The 12,693-nt window shown below is 56.4% G+C and carries 8 protein-coding genes; 6 read left to right on the top strand and 2 right to left on the bottom strand.

The window, feature by feature from the left end:
* The first annotated feature begins 11 nt into the window (after window positions 1-11).
* The 3 genes from ycfP (at window position 12) to EYY67_RS00105 (ending at window position 3,079) form a co-directional block, all read left to right on the top strand.
* Window positions 12-554, top strand: coding sequence for an alpha/beta hydrolase YcfP (ycfP, locus tag EYY67_RS00115; protein WP_119826468.1), 543 nt, complete (start codon window positions 12-14; stop codon window positions 552-554).
* 323 nt (window positions 555-877) lie between these two features.
* Window positions 878-2,182: an NAD(P)/FAD-dependent oxidoreductase gene (locus EYY67_RS00110; RefSeq protein WP_095921352.1), complete on the top strand. Its 1,305-nt coding sequence runs from the start codon at window positions 878-880 to the stop codon at window positions 2,180-2,182.
* A gap of 360 nt (window positions 2,183-2,542) precedes the next feature.
* Complete coding sequence (locus EYY67_RS00105; RefSeq protein ID WP_095921353.1) at window positions 2,543-3,079, top strand: glycine zipper 2TM domain-containing protein; 537 nt, start codon at window positions 2,543-2,545, stop codon at window positions 3,077-3,079.
* 2 nt (window positions 3,080-3,081) lie between these two features.
* On the opposite strand, the gene EYY67_RS00100 is transcribed toward EYY67_RS00105, so the two are convergent.
* On the bottom strand, window positions 3,082-4,092 hold the full coding sequence (locus EYY67_RS00100) for an XdhC family protein (protein WP_131692566.1): 1,011 nt from the start codon (window positions 4,090-4,092) through the stop codon (window positions 3,082-3,084).
* 382 nt (window positions 4,093-4,474) lie between these two features.
* Here EYY67_RS00100 and EYY67_RS00095 point away from each other — a divergent pair, with 382 nt between their 5' ends.
* Genes EYY67_RS00095 through EYY67_RS00085 form a run of 3 tightly spaced genes read left to right on the top strand, consistent with a single transcriptional unit; the run spans window position 4,475 to window position 9,050 of the window.
* On the top strand, window positions 4,475-7,264 hold the full coding sequence (locus EYY67_RS00095) for a xanthine dehydrogenase family protein molybdopterin-binding subunit (protein ID WP_131692565.1): 2,790 nt from the start codon (window positions 4,475-4,477) through the stop codon (window positions 7,262-7,264).
* Complete coding sequence (locus EYY67_RS00090) at window positions 7,261-7,809, top strand: (2Fe-2S)-binding protein (RefSeq protein WP_131692564.1); 549 nt, start codon at window positions 7,261-7,263, stop codon at window positions 7,807-7,809. The genes EYY67_RS00095 and EYY67_RS00090 overlap by 4 nt, the downstream gene beginning before the upstream one ends.
* Window positions 7,809-9,050: a cytochrome c gene (locus EYY67_RS00085; protein WP_131692563.1), complete on the top strand. Its 1,242-nt coding sequence runs from the start codon at window positions 7,809-7,811 to the stop codon at window positions 9,048-9,050. Before EYY67_RS00090 ends, EYY67_RS00085 begins: the two co-directional genes overlap by 1 nt.
* 79 nt (window positions 9,051-9,129) lie before the next feature.
* On the opposite strand, the gene mfd is transcribed toward EYY67_RS00085, so the two are convergent.
* Complete coding sequence (gene mfd / locus EYY67_RS00080; protein WP_131692562.1) at window positions 9,130-12,573, bottom strand: transcription-repair coupling factor; 3,444 nt, start codon at window positions 12,571-12,573, stop codon at window positions 9,130-9,132.
* Window positions 12,574-12,693: the final 120 nt, after the last annotated feature.

The raw sequence follows: 12,693 nt of genomic DNA, 5'->3' as shown, positions 1-12,693 counted from the left end.
TGAGGTAAACGATGATTATCTATTTGCATGGCTTCGATTCAACCAGTCCCGGTAACCACGAGAAAGTGTTGCAGCTCCAGTTCATTGATCCGGACGTGCGCTTCATCAGTTACAGCACGCTGCATCCGCGTCATGACATGCAACATTTGCTGAAAGAAGTCGATAAAGTACTGCACGAAACGACCGATAAAAATGCGCTGATTTGCGGCGTCGGGCTGGGCGGTTTCTGGGCTGAACGCATTGGTTTTCTGTGCGGGATCCGTCAGGTGATGTTCAACCCGAACCTGTCGCCGCAGGATAATATGGCGGGCAAAATCGACCGTCCGGAAGAATATGAAGATATCGCCACCAAGTGCATCAGTGATTTCCGCGAGAAAAACCGTGACCGTTGTCTGGTGATTTTATCCCGTGAAGATGGCGTGCTCGACAGCAGTCAAACCGCTGAGAAGTTGCATCACTACTATCCGGTTGAATGGGACGAGCATCAGACCCACAAATTCAGGGATATCTCGACGCATCTGCAACGCATTAAGGCGTTCAAAAACATCGCCTGATTTAACAAGTCGTTTCTGAATTACTCAAAACCACTGTCTCCGGGCAGTGGTTTTTTTAACGATGTCATTCCCGTCTTCGAAATCGTTTTTCCATCAGATGTGCCTCTAACCCGCTGATTTAAAAATGTCAAAATGCGTGCCATTTCCGTAACTCAAATTATCCAATTGAATTTAAATTGACCTATATCAATTTTGGTATGACCAAATCACCACGCGTGATATCCTCCGTCTCAGATACCGATTTAACTTAAGCAACCCTATGTAATATAAGGATAATATTTTTACTCTTATATAACAATTGGTTCACATTTGAGGGGGTCATTTTGACATCACCAATGAAGAAAATTGTGATTATCGGCGGTGGCGCCGGCGGTCTGGAACTGGCGACCAGCCTGGGCCATAAACTCGGCCGTAAGAAAAAAGCGGAGATCATTCTGGTCGACCGTAACCACAGCCATCTCTGGAAACCGCTGTTACACGAAGTGGCCACCGGCAGCCTGGATGACGGCGTGGATGCGCTGAGCTATCTGGCTCATGCCCGCAACCACGGTTTTACCTTCCAGATCGGTTCACTGACCGACATCGACCGTGACAGCCAGACCATTAAACTCGCGGAAATTTGCGATGAAAACGGTGAGTTGCTGGTGCCGGTGCGTGATATCGCGTACGACACACTGGTGATGGCGCTGGGCAGTACCTCTAACGATTTCGGTACGCCGGGCGTGAAAGATCACTGCATCTTCCTGGATAACCCGCATCAGGCGCACCGTTTCCATAACGAAATGCTGAACCTGTTCCTCAAATTCTCTGCAAGTGAAGACAAGCAGAAGAAAGTGAACATCGCCATTGTCGGCGGCGGGGCGACCGGAGTTGAACTGTCTGCCGAGCTGCACAATGCGGTGAAACAGTTGCACAGTTACGGTTTTGAAGGTCTGGACAGCGAAGCGCTGAACGTCACGCTGGTGGAAGCCGGTGAGCGTATTCTGCCTGCCTTGCCTCCGCGAATTTCTGCGGCGGCGCACAATGAACTGACCAAACTGGGCGTGCGGGTTCTGACGCAGACCATGGTGACCAGCGCCGATAAAAATGGCCTGAACACCAAATCCGGTGAATTCATTGATGCAGACCTGATGGTCTGGGCGGCGGGGATTAAAGCCCCTGACTTCATGAAAGAGATCGCCGGTCTGGAAACCAACCGTATCAATCAGCTGGTGGTTGAACCGACGCTGCAAACCACGCGCGACCCGAACATCTACGCCATCGGCGACTGTGCGTCCTGTCCGCAACCGGCCGGTGGTTTTGTGCCGCCACGCGCCCAGTCTGCGCACCAGATGGCGTCCCGTTGCTTCGCCAATATCATGGCGCAACGCAAAGGCCAGAGCCTGAAACCTTACGTGTATAAAGACCACGGCTCGCTGGTTTCCCTGTCGCGCTTCAGTACGGTCGGCAGCCTGATGGGCAACCTGATGCGCGGTTCCATGATGGTGGAAGGGCGTCTGGCGCGACTGGTTTACATCTCGCTGTACCGTATGCACCAGATTGCATTGCACGGTTACATCAAAACCGGTCTGATGATGCTGGTCGGCGGCATCAACCGCGTGATCCGTCCGCGTCTGAAACTGCACTGATACCTGTTCACTGGCGTTTTTTTTCAACGCCAGCTGAATCGTTTCATACCTAAGAGCCTGTTTATGACAGGCTTTTTTCTTTTTAGCCCCGGTGACCCTGCAAACAGCATAAGATTCCGCCATTGTGTCATTGTCAGCTAAGAATCCTCCGAAACACCCGGCAGCTCCGTCATTTATCCCACTTACAGAGTTCGTCTTATTGTTTGCTTACGTTTTGCTGTGCACACTTAACATTACGTTTACAAGAACAGATTGTCACAGACGGCGATTCACGCACGCCGGATCTCAGATGTGCTGTTGTCCGCTGAGAGGCTGCCGGTAACGGAGCCATTGCGTGGTAACATTTTCGGAGGAAGTCCTGTGAACAAGTCAATGTTAGCTGGGGTCGGTATCGGAGTGGCTGCGGCGTTGGGCATTGCTGGCGTTGCAAGCATGAATGTCTTTTCATCTGGCCCGCAGTACGCGCAGGTTGTCAGCGCGACGCCAATCAAAGAAACCACCAAAACCCCGCGTCAGGAATGTCGCAACGTGACCGTCACTCACCGACGCCCTGTCCAGGATGAGCATCAGATTGCCGGTTCGGTACTGGGTGCTGTCGCCGGGGGTGTACTGGGTCACCAGTTTGGTGGCGGCCGCGGACGTGATGTCGCGACGGTAGCCGGTGCGCTCGGGGGCGGTTATGCAGGTAACCGCGTGCAAAGCAGCATGCAGGAAAACGACACGTACACCACGCAGCAGCAACGCTGTAAAACCGTGTACGACAAGGATGAAAAAACGCTGGGTTATGATGTGACCTATAAAATAGGCGATCAGCAAGGGAAAGTGCGCATGGACCACGATCCGGGTACCCAGATCCCGCTGGATAAAAGCGGACAGCTGCAACTTACCCGGACCTGATGTCAGGGTAACGCAGACTGCAACGAGCCTGAGGCGCAAACCTCAGGCTTTTTTATGCCGTTTTTGTGCTTCACGATGTCAGCCATGACGGCCAGCGCAATCTCCGCGGGGGTTTTGCTGCCGATGGCTAAGCCAACCGGTGCGTGCACACGGGCAACATCCTCATGGGAGAAATCCGCAATACTTTGCAGCCGCTCACGGCGGCGGGCGCTGTTGCGCTGAGACCCCATCGCGCCGATATAAAACGCCGGAGTATTCACGGCTTCCATCAGCGTCAGGTCATCCATTCGCGGATCGTGGGTCAGTGCCACAATCGCGGTATTGGCATGACAGCCCTGCTGTTCGAGATACTTTGCCGGGAACTGCTTTTCCAGCCGGATATCCGTTTTAAGTGCGGGGAGAAAATTCTCCAGCACGTCATCGCGACATTCGCACACCACCACCTCAAACCCCAGTGCGCTGGCAAACTCTGCGCAATACAGCGCGACGGCGGATAACCCGGCAATCAGCAGACGCGGTGCGGCCGCCAGATGCAGCGTCACCGTGTTGCCGTCGCGTATCACCTGGGTGCCGTGCTGATAATCCGTCAGGGCCAGATGATCACAGGCGGCAGGCAGCGTCAGTGTTTTAGTGAGCGCGTAATGTCCCGCCAGCGCCATGCCCATCTTTTGCAGATAATCCACACTGCCCGTGGTCGCGGGCAGGTATTCGATCAGAACATCCAGAGCGCCGCCACAGGGCAGGGCAATATTCGGCGTCAGCCCGCCTTCGCCGTAGCGCACCACCTGACTGGCCTGCAGATAATCGCCAGCCGCAAGGCGCTGTAAAAAATCCTCTTCGACACAGCCACCTGAAAGCGAGCCACAAAAGTGCCCGTCACGGGTCGCCGCCATCAGTGCGCCCGGCGCACGCGGGGAAGAACCGTAGGTCGCCAGCACGGTACACAACCATACCGGCTGATGGGCCAGCCATCCGGCGGCCTGAGAAATAACCTGATTATCAAGATGCTGCATGCAGATTTCCGTACGAAATAAGCGGGAGAGTGGGGAACCAGCGGGTGCGCGGTGATGACAGGATTTTATGCTGTTTCCTGCGACGGCGGATTCAGAGGCCTGCCCCGGTTTTTTCCGCCCGGGTATCGCTTTTATGCCCCGTCAGTGGCAATGAAATCTGTCTCATCTGGCGTCAATCCCTTTTGTTCATTGTTTGCGCAACAGAAATAATTATCGCATTAATTTGCGCAAAATTGTGAATGAAATATTAAAAATGTGTGATTCATCATGACTTGCAGAAAGCCGTACACCTATAATCCACCGCGTTAAACGGTATTTTCAGGATTTTAACGGTCATGAAATTACCGAATTATAAGAAAGACAATAAGAAGCAAAGGAATTTATGAGCAATTTCAACCCGTCCAGGCGGCGCTTTGTGAAAGGCGCTGTGATCGCTGGTGTCTCCGTTTATCTCGCGCCGTTGCACAGCCGTGCTTATGCCGCGCTGTTCGAAGAAAAAATTCTGCAATCTCCCCAATGGGATGCGCAAAACAAACGCGTTCGTTTCCGTATTGATGGCAAAGCGAAAGTCATGGGGCAAAAAGTGTTTGCACGTGATATCCGCGCTCAGGACATGCCGCACTGGCCGCAAAAACAGGCGCACGCCTTTATCATCCGCGTGACCGAAGCCGATAAAATGTATACCGGGTTAGACCTCTCCCTGCTCGGCGACGATTTACAGCCCGATCAGCTGGTCACCGCCGATGTGCTGGCCCGCGACGGACTGGCGTTTCCCGCCTTTTATGGCGAAGACATGCTGCTGCCGGAAGGCAAAACCCCGGCCTATCTGGGGCAGGCGGTGGCGATTCTGGTGTATCAGGATTTCGCCCGGTTCCGTTTCGCCAAAAATGCTCTCAAATTCAAAGACAACGTGGTGCGCTACGGTGAGAAAACCGGACCGCTGGAACGGGATCCTTGGGGCACGTTCCGTTTTGTGCGTGTCGGCGGCGAAACCGCTTTTGAAGACGATACGTTCTCCAGCCTGAAAGACATGCCGGTATTCCCGGTCGGGATGCGCAAGCACCTGCCGGTGTGGCCGGAAGGGCGCGAAGGCGGCAAGCTGGATGAGCAGGGCATGTTCTACGCCGGTGAAATGGCGGAGGAACTGAAATCGCCGCCGCAGGACTGGCTGGTGATGTCGCGTAAATTCACCACGCAGTCGGTAGATACCTCGGCCCTCGAACCGGATAACGCGAACGGCTGGTACGATGCGGCGACGCAAACCCTGCATATGGTGGTGCCGACCCAGTCGCCGCAGGAAGTGGCGGACGAGATGCCGCGTATGATGGCGAAATCGCACCGCACGGTAAAAACGCTGATCATGCATCCGTGTTACACCGTCGGTTATGGCTCTAAAGATCACTACAACTTCCCGTATTACGGTGCGGTTGCGGCGATGTACGGCGACGGTTTGCCGGTGCGTCTGGCCAATGACCGCTTCGAACAGTTCCAGTCTTCCCTTAAACGCCACGCGTTTGACATGAATTACGACATCGCCGTTAACCGTAAAACCGGTATGTTGCAGTCCTTCCATGCGGCGATGACCGCAGATGGCGGCGGGCGCAGCAACTTTACACCGTCGGTGGTGATGGTGGGCGCAACCGCTGCGCAGTCGATTTACTACTTCCCCAAAAGTGATTTATCCGCCGTCGGGCTGGCCTCGCGCGCGCTGGATGCCGGGTCTGCCCGTGGCTACGGCACGCTGCAAAGTATGGCCGCCACCGAAATGATGATGGATGAACTGGCCGCCGAACTGAAGCTGGATCCGATCGCGTTTCGCTTACGCAACGTGCTGAAATCCGGCATGAAAAATACGCAGGGTGCCATTCCGGCGGGGGCGATCCGTGCCGATGAAGTGCTGGAGAAATCCGCGGTTCATCCGTTATGGACCGAGCGCGAGACGCGTAAGACAGAGTACGAAAGCCAGCATCCCGGCAAGCGTTATGGCGTCGGTTTTGGTTGCGTGCAGAAAGATTTCGGTACCGGTGCGGAAACATCATTTGCCCGCGTAGAAATCAGTGAAAAAGGCGAAATCAGCCTGTGGCACAGCGGCGCAGAAATGGGGACGGGCATGTCCACCTCGCAGTCCGTATTGTGCGCTGAATGGCTGGGAAAACCGGCGGAACAGGCCCATTTCTCGGTGACCGACTGGTCGGTACTGCCGGTGGAAACCAGCGGCGACCCGTACATTATGTCGCAGGAAGAGCAGGATAAACTGCAAACCAATCCGCGCTGGTCGCCGTCTTACTGTTCGCCGTCCAGCGCCAGTAACTCGGCCTATTACTTCTCGCACAGCACCCGCGAAGCGGCACGCCTGATCTTCGACAACGGCATCTGGCCGGCGGCGATGGCTATCTGGCAAACCGGCATCGGCGGCGGACAGGCTGCGCCTTATGTCGTGCGCAAGGAAGATGCGCGCTGGGTGGAAGGGGGTCTGACGGCTAACGGCATGCAAATTCTCAGCCTCGAAACGCTGGCGAAAAAAGCCTACGAGATGAACGGCATAACCGGTGCGGCGGTGCATGTTTTCAACCGCTGGCAATGGGCGGAAGCGGATTTCACCCTGAACGATGTGCGTCAGCGTATTCCGGTGGATGGCATGGCGGTGCGCAACGGCGCGGGCGAATTCCGCACGCTGGCGCGCGACGCAGTGTATTACCCGCCGACGCAGCGCAACAACGCGTCTGTGACCTATTACAGCGCGGTGGGCACACTGGCCGAAATCGCGGTGGAGATCGCCACCGGCAAGGTCGAACTGCTGACCCATCATTCGGTGATGGAGTGCGGCAATCTGATTGTGCCGGAGCTGGTATCCGGCCAGTTGCAGGGCGGGCTGGCGATGGGTATCGGCCACGCATTACACGAGTATTTGCCGCTGTACGAAGACGGGCCGGGCAACGGAACGTGGAATTTCAACCGTTACCATTTGCCGCGTGCCAGCGATGTGGCGGTCTGGAAACAGACCAGCGATATCCTGCCCGCGCTGTCGGAAACCGATCCGCCGAAAGGCATGGCTGAAGTGGTGATGATCCCGGTGGTCGCCGCGCTGGTTAACGCCATCGCCCATGCCACCGGCCATCGTTTCCGTGATTTGCCTGTCCGTGCTGAAAATATTCGTGAGGTTTTACAATGAGCATCAAAACGCAGCCTTTAACGCTGACCATTAACCATCAACAATACGGCCCGCTGGAGGTTCCTGAAGGCCTGATGATGATCGACTTCCTGCACGAATATGTTGCGCTGACCGGTTGCCGTCTCGGCTGCGGGCAGGGCATCTGCCACGCCTGTGTCGCCATTGTCGACCATGACAGCGGCACCAGCGAAGAAGTCCGCACCTGCATCACCGGCGCACATTACTTCAACGGCAAAAAAGTGCGTACCGTCGAAGGCCACGCGAAAACCGATGACAAAGGGGACGTCACGCTGTCGCCGGTTCAGCAGGCTTTCATGGAGCATTACAGTTTTCAGTGCGGTTACTGCACGCCGGGCTTTGTGAACGCCGCGACCCTGTTGCTGGAACGTCTGGCAAAACATCCGGTGGCGCTGTCAGAACTGGAAGGCGCGATTAACGGCGCGCTGGAAAATCACATCTGCCGCTGTACCGGTTATGTGCGCTATTACGAAGCGGTGCGTGACGTGGTGCTGAAAACCCCTGGCCTGATCCGGGAGCCTGTGTGATGAAAAAACGTCTTTTCCTCGCGCTGCTGGCGGTGATTATCATCGTGATTGCCGTGCTGTGGTGGCGGGAAAACCGCACGCCGGATGGCCCGCTGCAAAAAGTCACGGCGGATAGCGCACAGATTGAACGTGGCCGCTATCTGGTACAGGCGTCTGACTGCGCGGCGTGTCATACCGCGTCCGGCGGCGCACCGCTGGCAGGCGGTTATCCGCTGGAGACGCCGTTCGGCAAAATCTTTGGCAGCAACCTGACGCCGTCGGCGGATCAGGGGATTGGCCGCTGGACGTCAGATGATTTCTATATGGCGCTGACGCAGGGTGTGGCGCCGGGCGGACGTCATCTGTATCCGGCAATGCCTTACACCTCGTATAAAGGCGTGAGCCGTCAGGATTCAGACGACATGTATGCGTTTCTGATGACCCGTCCGGCGGTGGATCAGCCGGTGCCGGAAAACGAAATGCCTTTCCCGTTCAATCAGCGTATGGCGATGATCGGCTGGAATTTGCTGTTCCGCACATCCGATCCGATGCCGGCCAGCTCGCCGGGTAATTCGGCTGACTGGCAGCGCGGGAAATATCTGACGGACGTGCTCGGCCACTGTGGCGAATGCCATACGCCGCGCGGCAAACTGGGTCAGATGGACACGGATAACAATCTGCAGGGCGGCACCCTGGGGCGCATCACCGCGCCGGATATCACGCCGCAGGCGCTGGCGCAACGTGGCTGGAACCCGGCGGATCTGAGCCGTTTCCTCGCCACCGGTTTTGCGCCGCAAGGTTCGGCTTTTGATGAAATGCACAAGGTTATCGATCTCAGTACCCGTCATCTGACCGACGCTGATCATCGTGCGATAGTCACCTATCTGCTGGGCGATAAACCGCCTGTGGCAGTGGCGGTGGAAACCCGACAGGGCGGCAATGACGCCGGACGGATCACCTATCTCGATCAGTGTTCCGGTTGCCATATGGCGGACGGCGCGGGTAAACCGCATGTGGCGGTGGCGATGCAAAACAACGCCACATTGCGCCAGCCGGATGGCCGCAACCTGATTGTTTCGGTGCTCGATGGCTTACCGGCGCAGGAATTCCCCAACGGTGAAAGTATGCAGCCGATGCCGGGGTTTGCTGACCGTCTGAACGATGCGCAAATCGCGGACATGGTGAATTATCTGCGCGTGACCTTTGGCGGTCTGCCGGGGAATATCACCCCCGATCAGGTGAAAGCCTTGCGAAAACCTTAGCGGATAGCGGAATGAACCTGTAAAAAAGCCCGGTGAATGAGGCATTCACCGGGCTTTTTCTTTTCTTCCGTCGTCAGTCTCAGATCAGATGCTCAGTAAACTCACTCAGCATATCGCCGACGAATTTCAGGCGCTTCGGGCGGTCAGTCAGATCCAGCATAAACTTCAGTTTAGCCGGGCCATCGAGACGGTAGACCTGCGGCTGTTTCTGCAACAGTCCAATCAGGAAGCCCGGATCGACGCGGTTCTTATCGCCAAATTCAATGAACCCGCCGCGCTCGTTACCTTCAATGCGTTTGATGCCCAGATCTTTAGCTTTCAGGCGCAGCACGGCAATCTGCAACAGATTACGCGCACCGTCCGGCAGGGTGCCGAAACGGTCAATCAGCTCGACGCGCAGTTCATCCAGTTCGCCTTCGGTTTTCGCACTGGCGATACGCTTATACAACGACAAGCGCGTATTCACGTCAGGAATGAAATCTTCCGGCAACAGGGCAGGCATGCGCATTTCGACTTCCGTCTGGCTGGTGGTTAAGTCTTCCAGCGACGGTTCGCGGCCTTCCTTGAGGGCTTCGACGGCGTTTTCCAGCAGCTCCATATACAGCGAGAAACCGATGCTGGTCATCTGGCCGCTCTGGCCTTCACCGAGCAGTTCACCCGCGCCACGGATTTCCAGATCGTGCGTCGCCAGCGCAAAACCGGCACCCAGATCTTCCAGCGAGGCGATGGCTTCCAGACGCTTGTGGGCATCGGCAGACATGGCCTTCGGCGGCGGCGTCAGCAGATAAGCATACGCCTGATGGTGCGAACGCCCGACGCGGCCACGCAACTGATGCAACTGCGCCAGACCAAAGTGATCGGCCCGCTCGATAATGATGGTATTCGCCGTCGGGATATCGATACCGGTTTCGATGATGGTGGTACACACCAGCACGTTGAAACGCTGATGGTGGAAATCGTTCATCACCCGTTCGAGGTCGCGTTCACGCATCTGGCCGTGGCCGATGGCGATGCGCGCTTCCGGTACCAGTTCCGCCAGCCGCTGCGAGGCTTTCTCGATATTCTCGACATCGTTATACAGATAATAAACCTGCCCGCCGCGCAGAATTTCACGCAGGATCGCCTCGCGCACCACCAGGCTGTCGTACTCGCGCACAAAGGTTTTGACCGCCATACGGCGCGCGGGCGGGGTGGCGATAATCGACAGGTCGCGCATGCCGCTCATCGCCATGTTCAGCGTACGCGGGATCGGCGTCGCGGTCAGGGTCAGAATGTCGACATCGGCGCGCATCGCCTTAATACGTTCTTTGTGACGTACGCCGAAACGGTGCTCTTCATCGACAATCAGCAAGCCGAGATCTTTCCATCGCAGGTCGCTTTGCAGCAGTTTGTGCGTACCGATAATAATATCGACTTTGCCTTCCACCGCGTCTTCCAGCACGGCGTTTTGCTCTTTGGCACTGCGGAAACGCGACATCATTTCGATGCGCACCGGCCAGCTGGCGAAGCGGTCACGGAAGTTATCAAAGTGCTGTTGCGCCAGTAAGGTGGTCGGGACCAGCACGGCAACCTGCTTGTTGTTGGACACGGCGAGGAAAGCCGCGCGCATCGCCACTTCGGTTTTCCCGAAACCGACGTCGCCACACACCAGACGGTCCATCGCCAGCGGTTGCGTCATGTCGGTCAGCACGGCATTAATGGCCTGTGACTGATCCGGCGTGGTTTCAAACGGGAAAGCCTGACAGAACAGCTGATACTGTTCTTTATCGTGTTTGAAGGCGAAACCGCTTTTGGCTTCGCGTTGGGCGTAAATATCCAGCAGTTCGGCGGCCACATCACGGACTTTCTCGGCGGCTTTCTGCCGCGCTTTCGACCAGGCTTCACCGCCGAGTTTATGCAGCGGCGCGCTTTCGTCTGCGCCACCGGCATAGCGGCTGATCAGATGCAGCGACGAAACCGGCACGTACAGTTTGTCTTCACCGGCGTAAGTCAGGATCAAATATTCAGCGGTGATGCCGCCGGTTTCCAGCGTGGTCAGCCCGAGATAACGGCCGACGCCGTGTTCGACATGCACCACCGGCTGGCCGGGACGCAGTTCCGCCAGATTGCGGATCAGTGTATCGGTATTAATCGAGCGGCGGCTGTCCTGACGGCGGCGCGCCACGCGCTCACCCAGCAGATCGCTTTCGCAGATCAGCGCCAGTTGTTTATCCGCATCGAGAAAACCGCGTTCGCACGCGCCAATCATGATGTAACGACCGGCGGTGTCGGCTTCTTCAATGCGGGTAATCAGCGTCGGCATCAGCTTGATGCGGGCCAGCAAATCCTGAAGTGTTTCGCGTCGGCCTTCACTTTCTACCGAGAACACCAGACTGCCTGTAAAAGCTTCATTGAAGCGGCGCAGGTTATCCATCGGCGTTTTGTTCTGCGGCTGAACGGAGAGGTCCGGCAGCTTTTCGTAGCTCAGATTGGTGTTCGCGGCTTTCTTCGGCAGCGAATCGGTGCGCAGTTGCACGCGCGGCCAGGCTTTCAGCTCGCTGTACAGTGAATCGACCCGCAGCCACAGGTTTTCCGGCTCAAGCAGCGGACGCATCGGATCGACGCGGCGGCTTTCATAACGCTGGCAGGCATCCTGCCAGAAACGCTCGGCGGCGGCTTCCAGATCGCCGGTGTTCAGCACCAGCGTATTCTCCGGCAGATAACTGAACAACGTGGTCAGCGGCTGACTGAAAAACAGCGGTTGCCAGTATTCGATACCGGCCGGGAAGGTGCCTTTGCTGACCTGCTGATAAACGTGTTCGGCGTCGCGGCGCACTTCAAACTTTTCGCGCCACTGGCTGCGGAACAGCTCAATGGCATTTTTGTCGGTCGGGAATTCATGGGCGGGCAGCAGATTGATGTGATCCACTTCGGTCAGCGTGCGCTGGGTATCCACATCGAAAATGCGCAGGCTGTCGATTTCATCATCAAAGAAATCAATGCGGTAAGGTTCTTCGCTGCCCATCGGGTACAAATCGAGCAGGGCGCCACGGGTGGCAAACTCACCGTGCTCCATCACCTGATCGACGCTGCGGTAACCGGCCTGTTCCAGCTGTGCACGCAGTTTATCGCGCGACAGTTGCTGGCCTTTTTTCATTACCAGCGCGTGGCCGTGCAGGAACTCATGCGGGCAGACGCGCTGCATCAGCGTATTCACCGGCAGAATGATAATGCCGCGTTCCATCGTAGGAAGCTGATACAAACTGGACAGACGGGATGAAATGATTTCCTGATGCGGCGAAAAACTGTCGTACGGCAGCGTTTCCCAGTCCGAAATACTCAGGACTTTGTTGTCAGTAAACTGTTGAATTTCATCGCGCAGGCGCAGGGCATTTTGCATATCAGGCGCAACCAGCAGAACCGGACCGGTATGGCGTTCACTGATTTGAGCACATTCCAGCGCGCAGGCGGAGCCGGTGAGCTGGCCTAACAGGCGGGTGTCACCCGGACGTTCAGGCAACGAATAACGATAATCTTGAGACATAGGCTGTTTTGAGTTCTCGTTTTGGCGGCTGTCGGAGGCCAATTAGCAGACCGTATCTTGCTTTGCAGGGGTAATCGGGGTCAACCCGTTGTCTGTATAAAAGGGTCAACGGCGTCACAA

The sequence above is a fragment of the Rahnella victoriana genome (assembly GCF_004330295.1).
GTDB classification, from domain to species: Bacteria; Pseudomonadota; Gammaproteobacteria; order Enterobacterales; family Enterobacteriaceae; genus Rahnella; species Rahnella victoriana.
The sequence above is the reverse complement of the archived record's forward strand: the minus strand, read 5'-3'. Positions and strand labels throughout refer to the sequence as shown.

Bases quoted from the DNA above. Each gene is read 5' to 3' on its own strand.
- ycfP (WP_119826468.1), top strand. From the start codon at position 12: ATGATTATCTATTTGCATGGCTTCGATTCAACCAGTCCCGGTAACCAC.
- EYY67_RS00100 (WP_131692566.1), bottom strand. From the start codon at position 4,092: ATGCAGCATCTTGATAATCAGGTTATTTCTCAGGCCGCCGGATGGCTG.
- EYY67_RS00095 (WP_131692565.1), top strand. From the start codon at position 4,475: ATGAGCAATTTCAACCCGTCCAGGCGGCGCTTTGTGAAAGGCGCTGTG.
- EYY67_RS00090 (WP_131692564.1), top strand. From the start codon at position 7,261: ATGAGCATCAAAACGCAGCCTTTAACGCTGACCATTAACCATCAACAA.
- EYY67_RS00085 (WP_131692563.1), top strand. From the start codon at position 7,809: ATGAAAAAACGTCTTTTCCTCGCGCTGCTGGCGGTGATTATCATCGTG.
- mfd (WP_131692562.1), bottom strand. From the start codon at position 12,573: ATGTCTCAAGATTATCGTTATTCGTTGCCTGAACGTCCGGGTGACACC.